Annotated in this window: 24 protein-coding genes and 2 pseudogenes; 18 read left to right on the top strand and 8 right to left on the bottom strand. The window is 69.6% G+C overall.

What is annotated here, in order from left to right; genetic code table 11:
* The first annotated feature begins 46 nt into the window (after positions 1-46).
* Both ACZ4UU_RS10495 and ACZ4UU_RS10490 read left to right on the top strand, forming a co-directional pair.
* Entirely contained in the window at positions 47-319 is a 273-nt protein-coding gene (locus tag ACZ4UU_RS10495) for a hypothetical protein (RefSeq protein WP_468038417.1), read from the top strand.
* A gap of 139 nt (positions 320-458) precedes the next feature.
* Entirely contained in the window at positions 459-2,381 is a 1,923-nt protein-coding gene (locus ACZ4UU_RS10490; RefSeq protein WP_468038415.1) for a protein-arginine deiminase domain-containing protein, read from the top strand.
* Positions 2,382-2,433: 52 nt separating this feature from the next.
* Here ACZ4UU_RS10490 and ACZ4UU_RS10485 read toward each other — a convergent pair whose 3' ends face one another.
* Entirely contained in the window at positions 2,434-4,059 is a 1,626-nt protein-coding gene (locus ACZ4UU_RS10485) for a glycosyltransferase family 39 protein (protein WP_468038413.1), read from the bottom strand.
* 57 nt (positions 4,060-4,116) lie between these two features.
* Here ACZ4UU_RS10485 and ACZ4UU_RS10480 point away from each other — a divergent pair, with 57 nt between their 5' ends.
* From ACZ4UU_RS10480 to ACZ4UU_RS10445, 8 genes and pseudogenes are all read left to right on the top strand, one after another.
* A complete protein-coding gene (locus ACZ4UU_RS10480; RefSeq protein WP_468038411.1) occupies positions 4,117-4,572 on the top strand; it encodes a GntR family transcriptional regulator in 456 nt (151 codons plus the stop codon).
* Complete coding sequence (locus ACZ4UU_RS10475; RefSeq protein ID WP_468038409.1) at positions 4,569-5,483, top strand: ABC transporter ATP-binding protein; 915 nt, start codon at positions 4,569-4,571, stop codon at positions 5,481-5,483. Before ACZ4UU_RS10480 ends, ACZ4UU_RS10475 begins: the two co-directional genes overlap by 4 nt.
* Complete coding sequence (locus ACZ4UU_RS10470) at positions 5,480-6,466, top strand: transporter (RefSeq protein ID WP_468038407.1); 987 nt, start codon at positions 5,480-5,482, stop codon at positions 6,464-6,466. The genes ACZ4UU_RS10475 and ACZ4UU_RS10470 overlap by 4 nt, the downstream gene beginning before the upstream one ends.
* 114 nt (positions 6,467-6,580) lie before the next feature.
* Positions 6,581-7,390, top strand: coding sequence for a class I SAM-dependent methyltransferase (locus tag ACZ4UU_RS10465; RefSeq protein WP_468038405.1), 810 nt, complete (start codon positions 6,581-6,583; stop codon positions 7,388-7,390).
* A gap of 71 nt (positions 7,391-7,461) precedes the next feature.
* Complete coding sequence (locus ACZ4UU_RS10460) at positions 7,462-8,082, top strand: RNA polymerase sigma factor (protein WP_468038403.1); 621 nt, start codon at positions 7,462-7,464, stop codon at positions 8,080-8,082.
* Positions 8,079-9,143, top strand: coding sequence for a CU044_5270 family protein (locus ACZ4UU_RS10455; RefSeq protein ID WP_468038401.1), 1,065 nt, complete (start codon positions 8,079-8,081; stop codon positions 9,141-9,143). Before ACZ4UU_RS10460 ends, ACZ4UU_RS10455 begins: the two co-directional genes overlap by 4 nt.
* A gap of 116 nt (positions 9,144-9,259) precedes the next feature.
* Positions 9,260-9,556 (top strand): annotated as a pseudogene (locus tag ACZ4UU_RS10450) (tyrosine-type recombinase/integrase); the annotation flags it as partial.
* Between the two features lie 491 nt (positions 9,557-10,047).
* The gene (locus ACZ4UU_RS10445) at positions 10,048-10,248 is read left to right on the top strand and encodes a transposase (protein WP_468038399.1); all 201 of its coding nucleotides are present in this window, start codon (positions 10,048-10,050) and stop codon (positions 10,246-10,248) included.
* A 36-nt stretch (positions 10,249-10,284) separates the two neighbouring features.
* On the opposite strand, the gene ACZ4UU_RS10440 is transcribed toward ACZ4UU_RS10445, so the two are convergent.
* The 6 genes from ACZ4UU_RS10440 to ACZ4UU_RS10415 form a co-directional block, all read right to left on the bottom strand.
* The gene (locus tag ACZ4UU_RS10440; protein WP_468038397.1) at positions 10,285-10,629 is read right to left on the bottom strand and encodes a hypothetical protein; all 345 of its coding nucleotides are present in this window, start codon (positions 10,627-10,629) and stop codon (positions 10,285-10,287) included.
* A 106-nt stretch (positions 10,630-10,735) separates the two neighbouring features.
* A complete protein-coding gene (locus ACZ4UU_RS10435; protein WP_468038396.1) occupies positions 10,736-11,701 on the bottom strand; it encodes a sporulation-delaying protein SdpB family protein in 966 nt (321 codons plus the stop codon).
* A complete protein-coding gene (locus tag ACZ4UU_RS10430) occupies positions 11,701-12,303 on the bottom strand; it encodes an SdpA family antimicrobial peptide system protein (protein ID WP_468038394.1) in 603 nt (200 codons plus the stop codon). The genes ACZ4UU_RS10435 and ACZ4UU_RS10430 overlap by 1 nt, the downstream gene beginning before the upstream one ends.
* A 96-nt stretch (positions 12,304-12,399) precedes the next feature.
* On the bottom strand, positions 12,400-13,011 hold the full coding sequence (locus ACZ4UU_RS10425; RefSeq protein WP_468038392.1) for a sporulation delaying protein family toxin: 612 nt from the start codon (positions 13,009-13,011) through the stop codon (positions 12,400-12,402).
* 347 nt (positions 13,012-13,358) lie between these two features.
* Positions 13,359-14,345, bottom strand: coding sequence for a DUF1648 domain-containing protein (locus tag ACZ4UU_RS10420; protein ID WP_468038390.1), 987 nt, complete (start codon positions 14,343-14,345; stop codon positions 13,359-13,361).
* A complete protein-coding gene (locus tag ACZ4UU_RS10415) occupies positions 14,342-14,689 on the bottom strand; it encodes a GntR family transcriptional regulator (protein ID WP_468038388.1) in 348 nt (115 codons plus the stop codon). Before ACZ4UU_RS10415 ends, ACZ4UU_RS10420 begins: the two co-directional genes overlap by 4 nt.
* Positions 14,690-15,366: 677 nt before the next feature.
* Between ACZ4UU_RS10415 and ACZ4UU_RS10410 the strand changes: the two genes are divergently transcribed.
* The 3 genes and pseudogenes from ACZ4UU_RS10410 to ACZ4UU_RS10400 all read left to right on the top strand — a co-directional run.
* Positions 15,367-15,588 carry a type II toxin-antitoxin system VapB family antitoxin gene (locus tag ACZ4UU_RS10410; protein ID WP_048584141.1) on the top strand — a complete coding sequence of 74 codons (222 nt, stop codon included), beginning with the start codon at positions 15,367-15,369 and terminating at the stop codon, positions 15,586-15,588.
* Positions 15,585-15,995 (top strand): PIN domain-containing protein, encoded by a 411-nt coding sequence (locus tag ACZ4UU_RS10405; protein ID WP_355842771.1) that lies wholly within the window; start codon positions 15,585-15,587, stop codon positions 15,993-15,995. The genes ACZ4UU_RS10410 and ACZ4UU_RS10405 overlap by 4 nt, the downstream gene beginning before the upstream one ends.
* A 452-nt stretch (positions 15,996-16,447) precedes the next feature.
* Positions 16,448-16,633, top strand: a pseudogene (locus ACZ4UU_RS10400) (Beta-galactosidase C-terminal domain); the annotation flags it as partial.
* Between the two features lie 221 nt (positions 16,634-16,854).
* Here the strand turns inward: ACZ4UU_RS10400 and ACZ4UU_RS10395 are convergent.
* Positions 16,855-18,414, bottom strand: coding sequence for a glycoside hydrolase family 31 protein (locus ACZ4UU_RS10395; protein WP_468038385.1), 1,560 nt, complete (start codon positions 18,412-18,414; stop codon positions 16,855-16,857).
* Between the two features lie 242 nt (positions 18,415-18,656).
* Here ACZ4UU_RS10395 and ACZ4UU_RS10390 point away from each other — a divergent pair, with 242 nt between their 5' ends.
* The 5 genes from ACZ4UU_RS10390 (at position 18,657) to ACZ4UU_RS10370 (ending at position 23,489) form a co-directional block, all read left to right on the top strand.
* On the top strand, positions 18,657-19,760 hold the full coding sequence (locus tag ACZ4UU_RS10390) for a LacI family DNA-binding transcriptional regulator (protein ID WP_468038383.1): 1,104 nt from the start codon (positions 18,657-18,659) through the stop codon (positions 19,758-19,760).
* A 243-nt stretch (positions 19,761-20,003) separates the two neighbouring features.
* A complete protein-coding gene (locus ACZ4UU_RS10385) occupies positions 20,004-20,939 on the top strand; it encodes an ATP-binding cassette domain-containing protein (RefSeq protein WP_468038381.1) in 936 nt (311 codons plus the stop codon).
* Positions 20,940-20,968: 29 nt separating this feature from the next.
* Positions 20,969-21,658: an ABC transporter permease gene (locus tag ACZ4UU_RS10380; RefSeq protein WP_468038379.1), complete on the top strand. Its 690-nt coding sequence runs from the start codon at positions 20,969-20,971 to the stop codon at positions 21,656-21,658.
* Positions 21,655-22,845: a sensor histidine kinase gene (locus tag ACZ4UU_RS10375; protein ID WP_468038377.1), complete on the top strand. Its 1,191-nt coding sequence runs from the start codon at positions 21,655-21,657 to the stop codon at positions 22,843-22,845. Before ACZ4UU_RS10380 ends, ACZ4UU_RS10375 begins: the two co-directional genes overlap by 4 nt.
* A complete protein-coding gene (locus tag ACZ4UU_RS10370) occupies positions 22,842-23,489 on the top strand; it encodes a response regulator transcription factor (protein WP_048584149.1) in 648 nt (215 codons plus the stop codon). The genes ACZ4UU_RS10375 and ACZ4UU_RS10370 overlap by 4 nt, the downstream gene beginning before the upstream one ends.
* Positions 23,490-23,577 lie beyond the last annotated feature (88 nt).

The following is a 23,577-nucleotide window of genomic DNA, read 5'->3' as shown; positions in this document are numbered from 1 at the left end:
CTCGGTATCTCGCCCACGATTCCCGCGCCCGGCTGTGGTGTTGCCCGTGGCCTCGCTGGCGCTGGCCGGGGCGCTGGCCGTCACGTTGGCCCTAGGTGAACATCGCTCCTCTCCGGCGTGCGGAGCCACCGGGTCGGACAGTGTGTCCGCCACGCTCGACCGTGTCGCTGCCGCGTTCAGGGCAACCGACGGGGAGCCGGTGCAGGACGGCCCGGCCGCCGGTTCGCAGGTGCGGGCCCACGGCTGCGCCCATCAGGACCGGAAGCCCGTCCTGACCGCCGACGGCATGACGTCTCCGCGCGAGCGCGGAGCGAGGTAGGTTCCCGCATTCCGCCGACCGTCCCCTGGCTCGATGCGCAACCCGCGTAAGGCAGTTGGCCTCTGGCACCACACACCCGACAAACCACCCGACTCCGGTCCACCTGACCGGGGCTCATGAACGACAAGGACAACGCAGGTTGCGTAAGACTCTTGCGATACGGACCGTTCTGGCCATCACCTTGGCGGGCGCGACGCTGGCTCCCGCCACCCCCGCCTTCGCGGCGAAGCCGGCCACCCCGGCGGACCTGCGCGCGGATGTCGACCGCGACGGCCGCGTGGACGTCACCGGCGGCACGGACAACGCCGGTGAGGACAGCTGGACCACTGGGCGGGGAGCGGTCTTCCTCCCCAACATCGACGACGACACCAAGCGGTGCAGGTCCACCGGCCCCGACGGCAAGCCGCTGTCCGACGCCAAGCTGGCCAAGTGCAACGACGCCGCCGACACCAAGGTCAACGGCAAGGCGGACGCCGCCGACCTGGCCCGGCTGCGCACCGTACCGATGACCGGGCTGCACGCCTCCGCCGTCGGCACGGTCAAGGTCACCGGTACCGGGGCGAAGTACACCCGGCTCTTCGTCAAGCGCGGCACCGCCTGGACCGTCGTCAAGCCGACGACCAAGCTGTCCGCCGCCGAGCTGCGCGCCGGGGTCGAGCTCGGCATCGAGGGCACCGACGTCATAAGAGACCGGGCGGTGTGGGACGGCACCGCGGTCGTCGAACTGAAGGTCAGCCCCGGTCGTGGCGCAAAGGCCACCACCGACCGCGTCACCCTGCACGCCGCCCCGCTGCTCACACACCACCACCTCCAGCAGGCGCAGCAGGTCATGGTCATCGAGAAGCGCGGCGACTATCCGTACGACCGGGCCCAGAAGAAGTTCGTCAAGGTGCTCGAGACACAGGTCGAGCGGGCGGGCATCGCCAAACCCCTGCTGAAGTTCCCCATGCACGAGCTGGACGAGGACATCTGGGTGCAGGACTTCCTGGAGCCGGGATACGTGACCATGGCCGGCCCCGGCGGCAAGCCGCACGGCATGCGGGTCATGATCCGCTCGGCGCAGCCGTGGCGTGATGCGGGCCGCCTGGTGTTCGAGAAGCTGCGCGGACGAAATGTGGGGGCGGTGCAGGTCTCGCTGGGACGCGGCGTCGAGGACTCGACCCTCGACTCCATGGGCAACCTGGAGACCATCCCCGCCTACGAGCACGGCGGCCGGTCCTACCCCGCCGGGCGCATCGTCATGGGCGAGTACAAGGACACCGGCGTCAAGCCGGTCAAGGCGATGCGGACGCTGCTGGCGTCGCAGGGCATGCAGGACCCGCTGCTGCTGGACACCTCGTGGCTGGACGTCGGCCATGTGGACGAGTTCGTCCAGTTCCTGCCCGCCGACACCCCGCGCGGCTGGCGGCTCGCCATCGCCGACCCCGAGTTGGGCATGAAGCTGCTCAAGGATGCGAAGGCCGCGGGCCACGGAGCGACCAAGATGTTCTCGTTCAAGGGCGGCGAGTACGCGTCCGCGCCGAAGGAGACCATCAACCAGGTCCTCGCCGCCGGCCGACTCCGCGAGGACAACGCCCTCGCCGCGCAGCGCATCGCCGCCAACCTGAAGACCCTCAAGCGGGAGACCGGCATCACCGACGCCGAGGTGGTCCGGGCGCCCGCGCTGTACTCGCGCCCCAACGACGAGGAGCAGGGCGACTTCGCGGGGACGCGGCGACTGACCCGGCTCGGCGCATCGGCCGATGTGCCGGACGCGGCGGGGGAGTACGGCAAGCGGGACCTGGGCGCGGCCGTCGACGAAACCCGGATGGTCAGCGCGTACATACCGGGCGCGGTCAACGGCGTGGTCCTCGCCAAGGACCGCTACCTCGCGCCGAAGCAGTGGGGGCCGTTGATCGGCGGCAAGGACATCTTCACCGAGGCGGTCAACGCCGCATACCGCAAGGCGGGGATGTGGGTGTCCTACGTCGACGACTACGAGACCTACCACCTGAGGAATGGCGAGGTGCACTGCGGTACCAACACGCTGCGGGACATCTCGGCGCCTTGGTGGAAGAGTTAGGTCCTGCGGCCTGTTGCCTCCGGATTCCAACTCTGCGAAAAGGGTACGCAATTCAACGCAGTGTGACCGCTGTCGCCGTGCCCAGCGCGCCGTCCGTGGGGATCGTGCGCACGGTGGTGTCCCGGTCGCCGATGAGGCGGGCCAGGGAGGCGTCGTCCGGTTGTAGGCGGCCGTATTCGAAGAGGACCAGGGTCACGGGGGTTCCGGGGGGCGGGGTCATGCGGCGGTACTGGGCGTAGGTGACCGCGTCACAGCCTGAGTACCAGCCCATCTCCGGTTCGTAGCCGGTGACCAGGAGGCAGGGACCGTCCGACCCGAGCCGCTCGGCGACCGGGACGGTGGAGCGGCTGAGGCGGTCGGGGCCGGGCATGGCTCCGTGGGCCACGACTTGGGCCGTGCCGACGGTGGTCAGGCCGGCCAGTGCGGCGACAGCGGCGAGCACCCCCCTGTTCCAGTGCCCGGTCCGCTCCGTGACGGCCTCGACTCCCAGGACGGTGAGCAGGATGACGGGGAGGTAGACGAACCGCGGTTCGCCGTCGGTCGCCAGACCGAGGACGACGAAGACGAGGACGGACGTCGAGCCCAGGAACACCCGGCGTGTGGCGCGCGCCCCACCGTTTCCGCGGCGCAGGGCGCGCACCGCCAGGAGCAGTCCGCCGGTCATCACCACCGCTCCCAGGTCTCCGGCCAGGCGGTACGGGAAGATCGCGAGGTAGTAGGCGAGGCCGTCGCCCACGAAGACGCGGTTGGCCTGGGAGCCGGCCCACAGAATCAGGCCGAGCGGTGATCCGGTGACTTGCGTCGCGTGGACGAAGTGCGGCAGCAGGCCGAGGGCGAGGACGGCCAGCGCGGCGGCGAGGCGGCGGCCCTGGGCGAGCCAGGCGCGCGGACCGTAGGCGAACAGCGCGGCCAGGGATATCGCCAGGAGGTTGCCCGCGCTGCCGTAGCGCAGGTAGAAGGCCACCACCGCCACGGCGGCCGCTGCGGGCAGGGCCCGGGAGTGGCGTACTTCCTGGGCTCGGGTGAAGAGGAAGACGACGATCAGCAGCAGGCCGGTGGTGCCTATGTCGTTGAGGAACTCCGGTACGCGGCGCAGGAATCCGAGACCGGAGAGCAGGAGCAGGACGACCACCGCGGCGCGGCGGGGTGTGGTCCAGCGGGCCGCGACGACGTAGGTCGCGGTGAGGGTGAAGAGGGTGAGCAGGAGGGCCGTCGCGCGCAGGCTGCCCACGTCGTCGTGGACCGCGAGGGCGATGCGCCCCAGCGCCGGGAGGCCGGGGGGACGGTAGCTGCCCCAGCCGGCGTCGGGGGTGCCGTCGGTCCAGGAGCGGGCCTTGTTGGCGTACACCGCCTCCTCGTGTCCGAGGTACGGCTCGTGATCCTGCAGGGCGGCCCAGATTCCGGCCGCCAGGGCCAGCACGGTCACGAGGTACGCCGGGGCCGGTATGCGGCGCAGCACGCGTATGGCCCGTATCAGCGGCCGAGGCGGGTCCGCCTGCCACCACCGGGGGCGGGCGAGCCACCAGGCGGGGGCCGCGCCCAGCAGGAAGGGCCAGGGCTGCCGGCCGGGCAGCAGGACGCCCAGGCCGACGAGCAGCAGGAGTTGCTGGGCCACCGCGGCGAGGGTCAGTGCGACAGCGACGACCAGGGCCGCTCGGGTAGTGCTCCTGGTTGACATCCCTGCCACGCCTCCATCATGCTTGTATTAATTCATTAATGGAAGCACACTGCAATCGTGGAAGGTGACGTGGTCGAGTACCGGATCGACCGTGGCAGCGGCGTACCGGCCTATGTGCAGATCGTCGAGCAGACCGAACGGGCGCTGCGGATGGGCACGTTGAAGGTCGGGGACAAGTTGCCCACGGCCAGGGAGGTGGTGGCGGCGACCGCCATCAACCCCAACACCGTGCTCCGGGCCTACCGCGACATGGAGCAGGCCGGCCTGGTCGAACTGCGCCGCGGGCTGGGGACGTTCGTGACGAGATCGCTCGCGCGGCCCGGCGCCGAGGACGACTCCCCCCTGCGGGCGGAGCTCACCGACTGGACGGCCCGCGCGCGGGCGGCGGGACTCGAACGGGCCGACATCCTGGCCCTGGTCACCGCCGCCCTCGACGCCCACGACAACCGCCACGACAACGAGCAAGACAGCCACTCCCCGCGCGATCGGGAGCGGCAAGAGGAGGACGCATGACCGGGCCTGACGCGCCGGCCGCGCTGCGCGCCACGGGACTCGGATTCCGGTACCGGGCGCGAGGTGGCTGGACCCTGCGGGACTGCGAGTTCACCGTGCCCAGCGGCAGCATCACCGCCCTCGTCGGACGCAACGGCGCCGGCAAGAGCACCCTGCTGCACCTGGCCGGCGGCCTGCTGCGCGCCGGCTCCGGGGAGATACGCGTGCTGGACGCCGTACCGGGTACGGCCGAGGCCCGCGCCCGGGTCGCCCTGCTCAACCAGGACAAGCCGCTCTACCCCCGCTTCACCGTGGCGGACACCCTGCGGATGGGCGAGAAGCTGAACTCCTCGTGGGACCGGGCGGCCGCCGAGCTGACCGTCCGCGAGGGCGACATCCCGCTCACCGCCCGCGTCGGCGAGCTCTCCCCTGGCCAGCGCACCCGCGTCGCGCTCGCACTGGCGCTCGGCAAGCGGCCCGAACTGCTGCTGCTCGACGAGCCGATGGCCGACCTCGACCCCGTGGCGCGGGGCGAGATCATGGCGGCGCTGATGACCGAGGCCGCTGAGCGCGGCACGAGCATCGTGCTGTCCTCGCACGTCCTGCCCGAACTGGAGCAGACCTGCGACTGGGTGCTGCTGCTGAGGGACCGCCGCGTCGAGCTGAGCGAGGACGCCGAGGCGCTGCGCGAAAGCCACGCCGTGGTGACCGGACATGCCGACCAGGCGGACAGCCTGGCCGGACGGCACACCGTCGTACACCGCCGGTCCAGTGGCAGACAGATGACCGCCCTGATACGGCAGCGTGGACCGGTGAGCGGCGACTGGCACGTCGAGCGGCCCAGGCTGGAGGACATCCTGGTCGGCCACCTCCAGACCGGTGACGACGAGGCACACGCTGACCTCGCCGAGCGGACGGGGGCGGCGGCGTGAAGGGCTCCCTCGGGAGCGGCTCCCTCTGGAACGGCTCCTTCTGGCTCGCGTGGCGTCAGCAGCGGGTGCTCGTCGGTATCGGCGCGGCCGTACTGGCCGCCGTCGTGGCGATCGCCGCGTACTCCCGCTCGGGCATGCTGGACGACCTGCGCAGCGGACTGTTCGACCACTGCGATCCCGGGCCGCTGTACTGCGTCGGATCCGAGACCGACCTGCCCCTGCTACTGGACATCGAGCCGCTGAAGTACCTCGGGGCGCTGAACATCGTCCTGCCCGTCCTGATCGGCGTCTTCTGGGGCGCCCCGCTGCTGGGACGCGACCGGGAACTGGGCACGCACCGCATGGTCCTCGCCCAGGGCGTGAGCCGCGGCCAGTGGTTCGCCTCGCGGTTCGCCCTCGCCGCGGTGACCACGGTGGCCCTCTCCGGCCTGCTCGCGGGAGTGTTCGCGTGGTGGTGGCGACCGGCCGCCGACCGGAGCTACGGCCTGTTCTGGTACGAGAACACCGCCCTCAGCGGCTCGGGCCCACGGGTCGTCGCAGCCGCCCTGTTCGGCCTGGCGGCCGGCACCCTGCTGGGTCTGCTGGCCCGCCGGGTCCTGGAGGCCATGGGTCTGACTCTCCTGGCGACCGGGGCGATGACGTACCTGCTGGAGTGGACGCACAAGACCCGCCTGCTCGTCCCGCCGCACACCTACACCAGCGCCGGCAGCATCCCCAAGCCGCCCATGGGCGAGAAGTGGTCGGCCGGCCATTACGGCCTGATCACCGCCTCGGGCCGCCGCGACGACGTGATGAACTGCCCCTTCCCGTCCGGCACCCAGCTCAAGGAGTGCATGGACCGGCACGGGTACGTCGCGCGCTTCTACGAGGCCAACCCGGACGGTGACTACTGGACCTTCCAGTGGACCGACACCGCCGTCCTCGGCGGTCTCGCCCTCCTGCTCACGGCCGTCACCGTGCTGGTCCTGCGCCGCCGCGTCTGAGCGCGCGACAGCACCGCATCCTTCATTCCTTTCATCCCCTCACCGGGCTCCCCTTTTCGTTCTCGAACCCCTTGTCCGGGGCCCGGTCCTCTTATGCACGGAGGACACTTCGCCATGCCCGCAGACGCCAAGTCACCCAAGAAACTGCGCAACAACCGAGCCGCCCTCACCCACAAGGTGCGCTACGCCCTGACCCATCCCGGCCGTGTCACCCCGTACCTCCGCAGGGCCGGCCGGGACGCCTGGCTGCGCCTGAAGCACCCCGACCACGTCGGCTACTACCGGGCCGTGATGGCCTCCGACACCCGTCGCAACCCCGAGGCCGCGGTAGGCAGTCAGACCCACGACCGATGGCTGGCGCTCGGGCGGATGCAGTTCGACTACCTCGTCGAGCACGGGCTGCGCCCCGAGCACCGCATGCTCGACATCGGCTGCGGCAACCTGCGCGGCGGCTGGCGCTTCATCAGCCACCTCGACAGCGGCAACTACTACGGCATCGACATCTCACCCGACATCCTGATGGCCGCCAAGAAGACCCTCGCCGAGCGCCGCCTCCAGGACAAGCTGCCGCACCTGACCATCACCGGCGACCTCACCCTGGACTTCCTGCCGAGCAACCACTTCGACGTCATCCACGCGCACAGCGTCTTCTCCCACTCGCCGCTGGACGTCATCGACGAATGCCTCGCCCACGTCGGCCGCGTACTGACCGACACCGGGTTCTTCGACTTCACCTTCGACCGCACCGAGGGCACCGAACACCAAGTGCTGCGCGAGGACTTCTACTACCGGACCGAGACCCTCCTCGCCCTGGCCCGCAAGCACGGCCTGCACGCGCGTTTCATGGAGGACTGGGAGGAGCGCCCGCACGGCCAGTCGAAGATACGCGTCAGCCGCACACCCCAGGCAGGCGCGGCGGTGTAACGCAGGCCACAGGAACTCAGTCCGGTCTGCGGAGAGTAACGAGTGTGAGGCAAACGGAACGAGAAGAGTCAGTGCGTGCACGCATACGGGCAGGGGACCGTGCGGCGTTCGCCGACCTGTACGACCAGTACGCACGGGCGGTCTACAACCATGCCCTGCGGCTGACCGGCAACTGGTCGGAGGCCGAGGAGGCCATGTCCGAGACCTTCCTCGCCGCCTGGCGTACCCGGGAGACGGTGGAGGCGGAGGGCGGTTCGCTCAAGCCCTGGCTGCTCGGCATCGCCACGCACAAGGCGCACAACATCAACCGTGGTCTGCGCCGGCGGCTCGCGTTCCTGGCGCGCAGCCCGCAGCCGCGTCCCGTCGAGGACTTCGCGGACGAGACGGCCGGCCGGATCGACGATGCCCGCCGTCTCGCGGTGGTCCACGCGGCGCTGGGCCAGTTGCGCCGCCAGGACCGAGAGGTGTTCGCCCTGTGCGTGTCGGCCGGGCTGGACTACGGGCAGGCCGCCGAGGCGCTCGGCATCCCGGTCGGCACCGTGCGGTCGCGGCTGTCGCGTGCCCGGGCGAGGCTGGCCCGGCTCAGCTCCGCTCAACTCGACGGCGTGAAGCCGGAACCGCGGGGCCCTCGCGGAGAGAAGGAGAGTGAGGCCGCATTCGCGGCCATGTTTCTGCAGGAGGAAACCGGATGAACACCAACAATCCGCCGAGCGCCGGTCCCGCCCGGAGTGAGGCAGACGAGTTGCTGTCGGCTCCGGCCGAATGGGACCTCCCGCCGAGCAGGCACCTCCACTACAAGGATGTTCTGATGCAGCAGATCGACCGCGACCGCACCACCCCCTCCACGCAGGCGTCCCCGGCACCCCGCCGTCGACTGCCGCGTCGCATGGTGCTGTTGCCCGTCGCGACGATGGCACTGGCCGGGGCGCTGGTCGTCACGTACTCCGCCGCTGACCGTACTTCCTCCCCGGGGACCGCAGCCGCCCCCGAGGCCGCCAGGTCCAACAGCGCCTCCGCCACGCTCGACCGGATCGCCCTCGCGGCCGCGGAGACCGACGCGACGCCGGTGAAGGACGGACAGTTCGTGTACGTCAGGAGCCTGATCCGCGGGAACGAGGGCACCATCGACGGTCCTGTACGGCTCAGCCCTGTGCACGAGCGCGAGGCCTGGATGTCCCAGGAGCCCGGCCCGATCACCACCACCACCGGCTGGCTGCGCGAATCCGGAAAGGGCGCCATCATGCCCGGTCAGGTGATCCCCATCGAGTCCACCGATGCCGTCCCGGCGGGCATCGACCACCCCACGTACAAGTGGCTGGCCTCGCTGCCCACCGACCCCGACGCGCTGCTCGAACTGCTCTACGCCCAGACCAGGGTGGACGAGCGCGAGACGAAGGAACAGGCCGTCTTCTCCAAGATCGGCGAGCTGGTGAGTGAAACGATCATGCCGCCGGAGAACGCCGCCGCCCTCTACAAGGCCGCCGCGAAGATCCCCGGCGTCAAGGAGATCCCCGACGCCGTCGACGCCGCCGGCCGTCACGGCATCGCCATCACACGCGAAGACACCACGTTCGGGACACGTGACGAATGGATCTTCGACAAGAAGACTCTCACGTTCCTCGGCGCGCGCGCGTACATCACCAAGGACGAGGCCAGGGGCATCACTTCCGAAACCCTGAACGGGACCAGCGCCATCATGCAGCGCACGGTCGTCGACCAGCACGGCGAGGTACCCGCCACAGCCGACAACTGACCTGCGCGCACTCGTGCTTCCGCCGGCCGGTGGGAGCCGCCGGTCAGCGGAGGTTGCGCATGGACGATCGTGGCCGCCCGCCCCTCGCCCATGCGGGATCGGCCCACAGCCAGACCGTCGGCATGCCGGAGGGCTTCCGGTTCTACGACCTCCGACACACGGGGCATACGCTGTCGACGCGCTCCGGCGCCACCCTGAAGGACACGATGGTCCGCGCCGGGCAGTCCTCCGAGAAGGCGGCGCTGATCTATCAGCACTCTGACGACGAGCGGCAGCAGGAAGTTGCAGCCGGTCTCGACGCGACCGTACGCAAGGCACGCCAGGAAGTTCAGGAAGTTGCGGTCGTGCCAGAAGCAGACGTCGCCGATCCAAACGATCAGCCTTCTGGCACGAATCTGGCACGCGAGAGCTGATCACAGCGGACAGCAAAAAGGCCCGGGTCTCTGACCTGGGCCTTAATCATGGAGCGGGTGACGAGAATCGAACTCGCGCTCTCAGCTTGGGAAGCGACGGCGCTTGGGAGCCGGATGGCTTCTGACCTGGGCATATGTGCTCGGGTGCAGTGCCCGAGAGCGCAGGATCGCACCGCTGTTGACCGTGATTGACCGGTCTTACGGGCACGCTATGGGCACGCCGTCGGCTCCGACGTACGCGGAGCCTCTCGCCTTGGCAGGTGGCTGCCCAAGCGCTGCAAGCGAGCGCCAGCTCGATGGGCGCCATTGCAAGAGTGCAGAGAGCGGAGCTCGGCGGCGTCCCACCCGTTCGACGCGTGGAGGGGCCGGAGCAGCTACCGCAAAACCCGCACCCCGCTCGGGGTGGACATCACCTATGAGCTGTCCGGTCGGTCATGTGACTGCTCCGTCTCCGGGTCGTGCCGTGAGCACGGGGCGGGGTGATCACAGCGATGCGGAGTGGGCACAGCTGCGGCCGTTCCTGTCTCTCAGCAACGGACCGTTGGGGCCGGTGGCCGGATCGACGACAGGTGATCAACAGCACTCTGTACCGGGTGGGGTCCGGGGTGCAGTGGCGTGACCTGCCTGAGCGGTTCGGGCCAGGGACGACGCCTCGGCACCGCCACAGCCCTTGTCTTCTGGCTCCAGCATGATCGATCGGACGGCGGCCAGCTCCAGACACCAGCAGGTCAGCTGGTGCGAAGGGCGGACGTCTGAAGGGGCCAGGAGGTGATGCTCTTGCGGTCCCCGCAGTCCTCACGGGTCTCGCCCCTGCAGATGAGGGCGGAACCGGTGGTGGTCGGCCTGGTCGTCATGCGGAAGTCGATCAGGGCTGAACCAGGGCCGCACTTGGTCACGTGCTTGATGGTGGGGCCGGGCACGAAGTCATGGGTGAATTGGAACCACACGGAGTAGCAGTCGTTCCTGATGTTTGTCAGCTCGCCCTTGACGACGACCGTGGAGTTCAGAGGACCCTTCTCGATCGTGCGGGTCCCCTGAGCGGTGGCGGTCCCGTGCACGAGCTTCCAGGACACGTCTGCAGCGGATGAGGGTGTGCCGGATAGCAGGACGGAGCCGGCGGATGCCAGAGCCAAGGCGACGGTTTTGAACACATGCGACGGCATGGTGCTGTTCCTTGCGTCAGGCGAGGGAGGGTTCCTTGACGGGTTCATCGATGCGTTCGTCGCGCACCGGCTCTGGCGACGGAGTCCGTCGTGACACCGCGCGGAGGATGCGTCCGAGGTCCGGGTCGTGGCCGAGGGGCGCCAGGAGGAGGAGCAGGCCGGCCCACATGGCGAAGGCGAAGCTCCACAGGCCCATGACGACGGCGATGGACAGGTGTAGAAGGACCCCGGCAGGCAGCAGCAGCTTCCAGCGGACCCTTTGCGGCATGAGGAGTGCGGCAGCGAGGGCGATCTCGATGACGAGCGGCCCCCAGGTCATCGCAGCCACGCCCACCGGGTTCTCGACGATGGTGTTGACCGCCGGCCGCAGCCAGCCGGGGGCGCCGAAGTCATAGTTGTTGACCCAGTAGTACAGGGCGGTTCCGTCCGCCCATTCGGCATGCGGGAGCTTGGCCACACATGACTGGAAGTACAGAACGGCCATCTGGATCCGCGCCACGACGATCGCACTGATGCCGAGCAGGGCAAGCACGCCGCGTCCCTCGGACAGGGGGCGTTCGGGCGGCGAGCTGGGTTGCCAGTGCCAGCGTCGCGAGTCACCCAGGGCCACGATGGCGATCAGCAGGGTGAGTACCCAGGTGATCTGGTCGCCGCCGTCGGGGATGGAGATGCCGGTGAAGACGCTGAAGGCCACGTAGGCGTGCGGGATGGCGGTGAAGCGGGGCCGCCAGCCGCTGGCCGCGACGAGGAGCACGAGACAGCACAGCCAGCGCATGGTGTCGTAGTGGCTGGGTTCCACCAGGCAGAAGGCGCCGCCGGCCGTGACACCCCGGCACAGCGGATACTGGCCGACCGTGGCCACCTCGCGGAAGAGGGTGGCCGCGCCGCTGAACGCCAGCGTGCCGAGTGTGCCGAGGGCCAGCAGCGTGCGGGCCAAGCCATAGCCTGCGGCCCACGGTATGGGGATGGTGCGTCGACGCATCAGCACATCACCTCCAGCACCATGACGCGTTCGGGGCTGTGGGCCTCGGGCATCAGGTCACGCCATGCCCATGGGGTGGGACGTTCCTGCAGCAGGCCGACGGTTCCACAGAGGGTGGGGTCCGGTGAGCGGTTCTCGACGTGCCGGGCGGGCGCGCCGAAACTCTTCAGGCAGCGCTGTCGGTCGTCGGAGCACTCGCGCCAGTCGTTCTTCCTCGCGGCGGAGAGCAGCATCGCGATCTCGACGCCCTGAGCACGCGATTCACGGTTGAGGCCGAAAGCGTTCCGCGGTGAGGCATGGGGAGTCAGCGCAAGCGGCTGCCAGTCGCCCGGCGACGCCTTTTTGAAGGGAACCACTTCATTGTCCCGTGGCGACTTGGTGAAGAATGCCCAGCCCTGCGGAGCCAGATTGGCGACCGTGTACTTCACCTTCTCCTGGGCGGGCAGCGAGATAACGTTCTTCGGCAGCTGTTCCTGAGCGACGTAAGCAATGATGATGACCCAGGCAACACAAACAGCGGCCACCGCTTTCACGGAAACGGAGACCGAGCCGTCGCAGCTTTGCGTAAAAGCCTCGTAGACTCGACGGAGTTTTATTTTCATGATGTGAGTTCTGGTGATTTCCTGCCCCCGTGGGGCGCTGAAAGGCGGCCCGGGTCGAGGGGCGGGGAGTCTGCAGCCTCCCCGCCCTGTTCGCTGCTAGGCGGCCTTGAGCGCCTTCGTGACCTGTGCGACGGCCTCGTCCTTCGACAACTGCGTCCCGTCACCACTGGTCGGCTTCGCGCTCCAGAACCAGTTCTTGCCCTTGACGAAGTTGGCGCCCACCGCGACGGTGACCGTCACGACGGCACCGGCGGCGGTGACCACGGCCGCGACGTGGACGACCGCGGCACCAACGGCCACAGTGACGCCGCAGCGCTGCCCCTTCTCCACTGGAGTGGCGGAGTTGTCCGTCTTGGCCACTGCCAGAAGCATGTCCTGAGCTGCGGTGACTGCCCTCTCCACCTGGCGCGGGTCACCGCTTCGCGACTTCCGGCTCAGGTCCGCGAAGAAGCCGGGCGAGCGCTTGTTGATCAGTTCGATCACCGCGTTGGACGCGCGGATCTCGTCCCGGGAGTCGTTGCCGATGTGCTGGCGCGCGGCCGAGAAGAGGTCCAGCTCGGCCAGGTTCTCGCCGACCTTGCCCTGCCCGAAGAACAGGCCACGGAAGACGTTCTCACCGTCGGTCTTGGCGGAAGCGGCGGGCGCGACGGCTGCCGGCTTGGCGGACGTGCTGGTGGTGTCCGCGATCGCCGTCGGTGCCGCAGCCACACAGAGAGCCGCCGCGGTGGCGCCGGCTACAGCCAAAATCCCGCGCTGCTTGATATTCAATTCGTTCCCCTCGATTTCATGGACCGCTCCGAGGGGTGATAGGCGTGCGGTCACCACGCTCCCCCCGGCGCGTTATGCCGTCGAAGATCATCACACACTAAAAAGAGGAAGTCGAATCAAAGTGGCCGACGTCACACGGAGGGGATACGTCCCGCTGGCTAAGTTCCATTGGTTAAATCCCACGCCTCTTTATTGAAATCTTGACGGAATGCGAACGGCGGCCTATCGCTTTCCGTCGGAGTCGGTACCGGCCCGCGCCGGGGGAAACGCGGGCCAGGACCGACTTCTCACCTCGGGGACTTTGCCCCCAAGGAGTTCAGGAGTGCGGCGCCCCGTTCGGCGTCGTCCACGCTCAGGGCGAAGTCCTTGCCCTTGGCGCGGATGACGAGGCACTCGCCGCGGCGCAGCATCACGGTGGTCCCCAGCCCACTCAGCCGGTACCCCCATCCGCCCACCTGTGCCGGCGTGCGTTCCTCGACGCGGGCCGATTCGATGTCCTGGACGGCCCAGCGTCGCGCCGGCCACCCCAGCGGACCGAAGGACACCTTCAGCCCTTCCTCGCTGACCCGCGCCTGCACCGAGGCACAGCCGAGAACCAGAAGTGAGGCGAGCGCGAACGGCGCCATGAGGATCAGTGCCGGAAGCAGATCTGCCAGCCCCGCTGCGGCGGTGACGACAGCGGCCAGGGCCACAAGCCCCGTGACGGCGGAGGTCGTCTGAAGCCACGGGTTGGATGTCCGGGAGAGCCACACCAGTCGCTGGCCTTCAGGGATGTCCATGCTCGGGCCGTCCGCCGCCCGGCCGGGCGCCGTGGGCCCGTGACGGGTCGCGAGCCAGGCGACCGCACCTGCTGTGGCCGCCACCACAACGGTTGCCGCGACCCAGCCCGTCACCGAACCGGCCTCGCGCCAGTCGGACCGGTCCAGGTTCGCCCGTACGACCGAAGCCTGCCCGCCGACCAGGAAGACGCCCCCTGCCGCCAGAGTGATGCCTGCCCATCCACGTATTGCTCCTGCGGACTCCGGGCCTGTGCGCCGCAACCCGAACGCCACCCCCGCAGCCAGCACCGCCCAGATCAGAGCCGGGAAGACCGCTGCCGCCCACAGCGGCATGGAACTGTCGGGTTCCCCCGCTCCGCTCCAGTGCGTGGCCAGCCTCTCCGGCAACCGTCCGCTCGCAGCCAGAGGCATGCCCACCAGCAAGAGCAGAATCCCGGCGCACCACCCGGCAAGCCACCACGTGGTCCCGCCGCCGCGGCCCGAGTACTCGTTCACGGAATCCCCCTGATCATCTCGATGAGGTCGGTCTTGCTGTAGCCGAGGTGTGCCGCATCGGCCACCAGATCGCCCAGGCGATCCAGCAGTACGGAGCGCTGGTCCGCCCCGGCTGCCACGGTCACACCACGGCCGCGCCGGAACTCCAGCACGCCCTCGTCGCGCAGCGTCCTCAGGCCGCGCAGCACGGTGTTGGCGTTGACGCCCAGTGCCTGTGAAAGGTCACGCGCCGGAGGCAGCCGGTCCCCCGGACCGCACTCTCCCTCGGCGATGGCGCGCCGGATCGCGCCTGCCACCTGCTCGTGCAGGGGGCGGTTGTCTGCGACATCCAGTCTCAGCAGCATGGTGCTACTTACGATAGCACCATTCGCTTCATGTGCGGGTGGTGCGACGGCCACCCCTAACCGGGCCTTGTGGCGTTCGTCGACGTGTTCCAGGCGGGGATGCTGTCAGTACCACAGCGTGCATTGGCTGCTGCCGCACTGCCGCTGCCGACCGCGATAGGTCAACTCACCGCCACTGTCTTGATGTTCACCGGACGCCTCGGCCTGCTGATCTGCGTAATTGACTTCGCATGTGTTCGGCCTGGTGGCCTCCCGTCCGGCGGCGCCTCCGCAGTGCGGCTGTCGGCGCCAGTCGAACGGCTATGCGTGTAGTGCGAGTTCCAGCCGACGGAGCGGGTGACGAGAATCGAACTCGCGCTCTCAGCTTGGGAAGCGACGGCGCTCGCACGGCTGGATGGCCGCTGACCTGCGCGGATTCATCGTGTCAACACCGCTGCGCGGCCCCGATCACGCCGCTGTAGACCGTGGTGGTCCGCTCTTGCGGGCACGCTCTGGGCATGGGCACCACCGGCGATCGAGTCATACGTGCGCGCGGCGCTTCGCACCGACCAGTCGGCATCGTCGGGCTGACCTGGAGTGTCCGTTGCGACTGCAGATCCGACACCAAGACGTGGCCGCGTCAATGTTGGTGACGTATTCTTCTATGTACATCACCAACATCGTGCGGGAGGTGCCACATGTCTGTGACCCAGATCGACATCGATGACGACGCCCTGGAGCGCGCCATGGCTCTGGCCAGGGTCAGGACCAAGAAGGAGGCGGTCAATCTCGCTCTGCACTTCTACGCCGAGCAGCAGGAGCGTGCGGCGCGCATCAGCCGTCATTTCGAACGTGCGCGTGAGTGGGGTGCCGTCGAGGACGCCGAGCGCCTGCACCAGGCGGAGAAGAACAGCCGGTGATCTACTTGCTCGACACGTCCGGGCTGGTCCGGCTGCTCCGCGATGCAAAACTGCAATCGGCCTGGTACGACGCGATCGACGCCGGGGCCATCGCATCCTGCTATGTGCAACGCACCGAGTTTCTTCACAGCGCCCGGACCGGACGCGAGTACGACGAGATCGTGGAGATGTTCACCGATCTCTACCCCGACGTGTCGGTGCCGAAGAACGCGGGGCGCTGGATCGGCGGGGTGCAACACCGTATGGCCCAGGCCGGGGAGCATCGCAGTGCCTCGGCGGTGGACCTCGTGATCGCTGCCACCGCGGCCCACCACGGCTTGGCCGTTCTCCACGACGACGCCGACTACCGTGCCATCGCCCGGCACGCGTCCGACCTGACCGAGCACAACATCCACGACGTCTCCTGAGGCGCTTTGGCACCCGGCAGGTTCTGGATGGGGACGTACTGCGAGCACGCGGCCTTGGTTTCGGCGGCGCGCTGACGACGTCGGCGCCGACAACCTCACCGCGTACGTCCGCGCGGGCGGCCACCTGCTGATGTCGTACTTCTCGGGCCTCTCTTTCGGATCTTGTCGGCGTCGCGGGCCCTGGCACGCACATCTGCCGCGTTGTCGTCGGTTGCCGGCACTCCGCGTCGACGCCCTCCTCCGCCTCGCAGCTGCACGCACCAGACCCCGCTCGGGTGGGCGAGAAGGCACCGCCGCTCGGAGCCGACCTGATCCGAAAGAAAGACCCCTAACCCGACCGCGAGACCCTGCGCCGCCTGGTCCTGGACTGCGTCACCGGCGCCGGAGTGACGCCCGCCCTGGACACCGCCGCGGGTGTCGAAGCGGTCCGCCGCTGAGCCGCCGACGGCACCGAACACCTCTTCCTGCTCAACCACACCCCTGATGAGGTGACCGTCGTCTCCGGCACCGGCACCCCGGTGGACCTGCTCGCCGGTGACGCCCCTGCACCCGTCAGCGGCCACCTGTGCCTGCCGCCGTTCGGCGCGGCGGTCCTGCGCGACGACCCCGCACAACCAAGCCTGAGAGAGGAAGCATGAGACTCTCGGCGTGCGCGGACGTCACGTCTGCCGGCATGACGAACATGGCCTGTTGAAGTGCTGTCCCGGCTGAAGCCGGGAGATTCCCTCCTGCCTTGCGGTGGCGGGCTCGGGCGATCCAACGGTGGACGCGGATGACCGCGAGCGCCCTGAGAACGGCCGGTCAACGGACGTCACCTGATGCGGACATGGCTTCCGCTACTCCTTTCTCGAACGGTCCGTCATGCGTCGGCGAGACGCTCGAAGCGCGGGATGCGTGCGAGGTCGCATCGCACCGTCACGGCTGTGGGGCCCTCGACGACGGTGCCGTCGTCGCCGCGCCAGCGGCCTGCCGGGATGGCGACTGTCCGTTCGGTGGCGCCCTTCGTGGTCACCGGGGCCACGATGAGGTCCGGGCCGAGGAAGAACTGATCGGTGACGTTTTCCAGTCCGCCCGCGTGGTAGGCCATCGGGCGCACGATCGGCTCACCGGTCCGGGCGGCCTCGTCCACGAGGCCGAGGATGAGCGGCAGGAGGGATGCGCGGACCGCCAGTGCCGCGTGCACCGCGGCGAGATGGACGTCGTCGAGAACGCGGGAGGGCCTGACGGAGAACTGCATCATCGGACTCAGCGCCGCGATCTGGGCGTACCGGACGAAGAATTCCTGGTCCGTCGCCCCCTGCTCGCCCATCGCCACGATCTCACCCCCGCCGATCATGTCGGGGCAGGTGAAGGGGTAGCCGATCATGCCCTGGGCGAGCATCTCGGGAATGAGCGACTCGATCCCAGCCGTACCCCACCGGGGCGGCTTGTCCTGCAGCCGTTGCCCGAGCGGCTGACCGCCCATCCGCCAGCACGCCCGGTACTCGTTGAACGGGTATCGCAGTCCCACCCGTGCCCACGCCTCGCACAGGTCGACAGGTTCGGCCGGCGTGGCCGTGAGGTCGTCGGCGCGGTAGTCCCGTATGTCACCGGCGTCGAACTTGAAGCCGTCGACACCGGTCTCGGCCGTGAGGGTGTCGAGGTGGTCCGTCAGCCAGGCGGTGGCGGCGGGATCGGTGAGGTCGAGGAGGGCGCTGAACCCGTTCCACCACCGGCGGATCGCCGTGTCGCCGTTCCGGTCGCGGATCAGCAGCCCCTTGCCCTCGAGTTCCCGGAAGGCGGCGGAGTCCGGGCTGACGAACGGGACGACCCACACCATGACCGAGAAGCCCCAGTCGTGCAGCCGGCGGATCATCGCCGCCGGGTCGGGGAAGCGGGCACCGTCGAATCGCCAGGTGCCGTAGCCGGGCGACCAGCAGTCGTCGATCATCAGGACACCGGGCGGCATCCCGGCGGTCAGGAGATCGGCGGCGAACCGCAGGACCGCCTCCTGCGTGGGCGTGTAGGGGAACTCGATCCACGTGTTGTACTGCGGCCCGGTGAACAGCTCCCGCGCGGGCGCCCGCCCCGACGGAGGGAAGAAGCGACGCGCGGCCCTCTGGTACGCCTCCCGCAGGGTGGCGCCGGCCTGGCAGACGCGGACCTTTCGTCCCGTCACCCGCAGCAAGCCGCCCTCGCGGCCTTCGAAGGCGAAGGCGAAGGCGAAGGGCCGGTCCGACCAGATCACCCGCCCGTGCGTCGATACCAGGAGCGGGCTGCTCTGATTCGACGGCGCCCAGTCACCGGACTCATGCCGTAGGGCTACACCGAGATCGCGTACGAACGGCTGCCCGCCAAAAGGCATCAGCAGGCCGTCCTCCGCGGCGCCGCCCCACCAGCGCTCGCCTGCCTCGAGGATCAGCTCCACTTCGTCGTCCACGGTCAGTTCCTCGAGACCGTCCACGGGCGGAGCAGGCACAGGGTGGGAGAACATCATCACGACCTTCAGCGGGAGGAGGGCGCGCGAATGACCACAGGCAGTCACACGAAAGAGCGATACGTATCGCGCGATACGTATCGAACGTAGAGCAGGCATCGAGACAACGGCAACATCCCTGCGGTGCCGGAGCCGCGACAAGGGCCGCCACACTCCGGGGCGAGGGTCGGCTAGCGTGTCGACACATGGCACGAGATGAGCGGTCGCCGGACCGGCGCAACGGTCGGTTCGCGCCCACGAGCAGGGACGTTGCCGCGCTGGCGGGTGTCGCACAGAGCACGGTGTCCGCGGTCATGAGCGGCAAGCGCGCCGTATCCGCCGAGACACGCGCTCGCGTGGAGCGGGCGATGCGCGAACTGCGCTACCAGCCCAACGCCGGCGCCCGGACGCTGCGTACGGCGAAGACGAATGTGATCGCACTGATCGTGCACCTCGGCCCCAAGGCCGACGCGGCGGAATCGGTCCCCTACATCGACACGATCATCGAGGAGGCACGCCGGCACGACTACGAGGTGGTCCTGAGCACCGTGCGGGAAGGCCCGGACGGCGTTACCCGCCTGGCCGGCCGCTCGATCTGCGACGCCTTCGTCATCATGGACATCCAGCCGGACGACGACAGGGTTCCGGCGGCACACGAGCTGGACCTGCCCGTGGTTCTCGTCGGCCGCCCGAAGGATCCACAGGGCCTCGACGTGGTCGACTTCAACACCCGGCGCTCCGCCGAGTTGTTGGTGGACGAGCTCGCCATCACCGGACACCGGCACATCGCGGTGCTGGGAGAACCCGCGGATGAGCAGGAACGTTTCCAGTTCGTGCTCGACTTCTACGACGCCGCCACAGACCGGGCCGCCCTCCACGGAGTCGAGCTGACCGTCGTCCCGCGCCCGTTCGACGGCTGGGCCGGCATCGCCGCCTGCGCGGATCAGCTCCTCACCCACCGTGACGACCGGCTGGGCCTGATCACGCGCACCCCGCGCGTCACCGAGTGGCTGGTCCGGCTGCTGCACGACCGGCAGCTCACCCCCGGCCAGGACGTCTCGCTCGCCAGCTTCTGCACGGACGACACCGCACTGTCGTACGCGCGCCCCGTCACGAACGTCTCGCCCAGGCCGCGGGCCGTCTCGAGCCTGGCGATGAGTTTGCTCTTCCGGCGGCTCGAGGGCGCGGACGGCCCGCCACGCCTGGAGCTCGTCCAGCCCAAGGGACTGGTGCGTCGCGCCACGACGGCACTGTTCATCAAGGGGGCTGACGCGGTCGCCCCGGTGCCGGGCCGGCACCCAGGGCCGTAACAACGGCGGTCTGAACGCCTACCACCTGCGCCTGATGTGGCTGACGGTAGTTCTCAGTATCGCCGAGTGCCCCGCTGAAGCCACGTCGGTGAGCCACGGATCAACTTCGTGGCGCCTGTGGGCGGCTGGCTGTTGAGGACGTACATCCTTTGGTGTACGCGGCTTTGGCCGGATGGCGGACGGTTGACCGACCCGCTGTGACGAGTCTGGTGCCCCGCCGGTGCCGAGGTGGTGCCGGGATTCGTGAGGGGACAGATCAGGATGATCGTCGCGCAGGGGTTGACCAGGCGGTACGGGCAGGTGACAGCCGTCGACGACGTGTCGTTCACCGTGGAACCGGGTGTGGTGACCGGGTTCCTGGGGCCGAACGGTGCGGGCAAGTCGACCACGATGCGGCTCATGCTGGGCCTCGACCGGGGAGAGGGCCGCACCACGTTCGACGGCCGCACCTACGCGGAGTTGGAGCAGCCGGTGCGGACGGTCGGTGTGCTGCTGGACGCGGGGGCGGTGCACCCCGGGCGGACGGCGCGGGCGCATCTGCGGATGATCGCCGCGGGAGCGGGTCTGCCGCGGCGGCGGGTGGACGAGGTGCTGGAGATGGTCGGCCTGGGATCGGCCGCGAACCGGCGGGCCGGGGGCTTCTCGCTCGGGATGCGGCAGCGGCTCGGGCTTGCCGCCGCCCTGCTCGGCGACCCGGCGGCGATCATGCTGGACGAGCCCGCGAACGGGCTGGATCCCGAGGGCATCCGTTGGCTGCGTGACCTGCTGAAGGTCTTCGCCGCGGAGGGCCGGGCGGTGCTGGTCTCCTCGCACCTGCTCAACGAGATGGCGGTGCTCGCCGATTCCTTGATCGTCCTGGGCGGGGGCAGGCTGATCGCCGCCGAGTCGGCCGACGACTTCATCGCCCGTCACTCCCGCAAGGAGGTGATCACCCGTGCCGACCAGCCCGAGGCGCTGCTGCGGGCGCTGTGGGGCGCGGGGTTCGAGGCGTCGCAGGGGCAGGACGGCCGGATCACCGTCGTGAACGCCGCCACCGACGACGTGGCCGCCGCCGCCAGGAGCGCCGGCGTGACCTTGCTCGAACTCTCCGCGGTACGCGCCGACTTGGAAGAGGCGTTCTTCCAGGCCACCTCCGACGTGGCCGCGTACAAGGCGCATGCGCCGCAGGGCAGCAACTGACCGTCACGGACCTGGAAGAGAGAATCCTCATGCTCAACGCGCTTCGTTACGAACTGATCCGGATGCGGACGATCCGCTCCACCTGGATACTCCTGGCCGCCGCTGCGGCCGTGCAGTTGGTCGTGGCCTACGTGGCGGCCGGCCACAGCGACCAGACTCGGCTCTGGCGTTTCGTCGGCTCGTTCAACACGACGCTGCCCCTGGTCCTGCTGTTCCCGATGGCGATCGTGGTGGGTGCGTTCGGTCACGAGTACCGCTACCGGACCATCACGACCACGATCCTGACGCTGAGGTCCCGCCCGGTGGTGATGGCGTCGAAGGCCGTGATCTCCGCTCTCCTCGCCGCTGTCACCGGCGTCCTGCTGGTGCTGGTGACGCTGCTGGCCCAGGTGCTGCGGGGTGGCGCGCCGGACGACTGGGCGCGCATCGGGCAGGTGCTGGCCGCGGTGGTCGTCTACGGGGTGCTGAGTTTCCTCGTCGGGCTCGGCCTCGCGGCGCTGACCCGCAACGCGACCGTGGCCATGATCGTGATGCTCGCCGTGCCGATCGTGGTGGAGGGCCTCCTGTCGAAGTGGCTGAAAGAGTGGTGGATGGCGCCGTTCTTCTCCGCCGCGTCGCTGGTGGACGCCTTCAAGTGGCAGTCGCCGCTGCCCCTGACGGCGCTGGCCGCGCTGGTCGTCGTCGGTGCGGGTACGGTGCTGGCACGGCGGGACGTGTGAAGCCGTCCGCCGGACAGCCCGGGAGCGCCGCGACCTCGGCGAGCCGCGGCGACGGGACCCCCCGCCCCTGGTGGGGCGGGGACTGCCTGCTGCGGTGGCTCGGGGACGGGGCACTGGGGGCGGTCGTGGGGGCCCTCGGCGTGGCGATGGCCCGCGGCTCGGGGTTCGGGCTGCTGTCCGGCGGACGGACCGTGGTGCCTCTCGCCGTGGCGTGTGTGATCGTCCTGCGCCGCCGCCTGCCCCTCACCGCGGCGTCGGCCGGGCTGCTGGGCTGGGTGCTCGTGGGCGCCCTGTGCGCGGTGCCGGTGGCCTGCTGGACGGTGGCGAGGCGGTACGGGTCCTCCGCCGTGACCTGGGTGACCGCCGCCGTCAGCGGCGTGGTGGTGGTCGCGCCGTGGAGCACCTGGCCCTTGGGGCTCGGCCTGCCGGTCATGGCGGGCGTCGCGGTCACCGCGGTCGGTGCCCCGGTGGTGCTCGGACTGTGGCTGCGGCAACGCTCGCAGCTCCTCGCCTCGCTGCGCGAGCGTGCCGAGCAGGCCGAGCGCGAGCGGAGCCTGCTGGCCGCGCGGGCCGTCTGCGAGGAACGCACCCGTATCGCACGGGAGTTGAACGACGTGGTGGCCCACCGGATCAGTCAGATGACCCTGCTGGCCGGCGCGCTGGAGATGACCTCCGGCGACGCCGCCGCAGTAGAGGCCGCGACCGCGATACGGACCGCCGGAGCGACGGCGCTGCAGGAATTGCGCAAGCTCGTCGGTGTGCTCGGCAAGGGGGACGAGGACGTGCCGCTGCACCCCGTACCGACCGTTCAGGGGGTACGCCGACTGGTCGAGGACGCGTCCCGCTCCGGCCGCCGGATACGCGTCGGCCTGCCCGGCGAACTGCCCGAGCTGCCCGGCACGACCGAGCGCGCCCTGTACCGGCTGGTGGAGGAGTCCCTGGCCAACGCGGCGAGGCACGCGCCCGGCGCCGAAGTGGACGTGACCCTCGGGGTGTCGGACGAGCAGGTCACCGTCTCGGTACGCAGCTCACCCGCAGCGTGCCCGTCGGCGGCCGCGGCCGGAACCGGATTCGGACTACTGGGGCTGCGCGAGCGAGTGAAGCTCGCGGGTGGCAGGATGACCGCCGGCCCCCGCCCCGGGGGAGGCTTCCTGGTCACCGCGAGCCTGCCGAGGTACCCGTCATGATCCGAGTCGTACTGCTGGACGACGAGCCGCTGGTACGTGCCGGGCTGCGGATGATCCTGCAGAGCACCGGGACCGCCGAAATTGTCGCGGAGGACGCGGACGGCACCCGCGCGGTCGAGCTCGTGCAGGCCCACCGGCCCGACGTGCTGCTGACCGACATCCGCATGCCCGTCGTGGACGGCCTGGAAGTCACCCGCCGGGTACGCGCGCTGGCCTCTCCGCCCGAGGTGTTGGTGCTGACCACCTTCGACCTGGAGGAGTACGTGTACCTGGCCCTGCAGGCGGGTGCCGCGGGGTTCCTGCTCAAGGACGCCCCGCCGGACGAGATCGCCCGGGCCGTCGAGGTCGTGGCCAAGGGCGAGGCTATCCTCGCCCCGGCCGTCACCAAACGGCTGCTGACCCGGTTCGCCACCGGAGCAGGCAGCAAAGTGTCCGAGGCCAAGGGGAAGTTGTCCCGGCTCACCGGCCGGGAACGCGAGGTCGCCGCCGCTGTGGCCACCGGAGCCGCCAACGCGGAGATCGCCCGCACGCTCCACATGAGCGAGGCCACCGTGAAGGTCCACATCAGCCGGATCATCACCAAGCTGGACCTGGAGAACCGCACCCAGATCGCCATCCTCGTCCACCAGGCCGGCGAAGCCTGACCCGCAACGGGCAGGCGCGGCCGGTGTCTCCCGGCTGCCACGGCACATCTCTCCTCCTCACCTCTTCCCCCTCTCCCCCTCCCCCTCC

Source organism: Streptomyces sp. NPDC028907, assembly GCF_055564995.1.
This window is presented reverse-complemented; position numbering and strand designations above follow the sequence as displayed.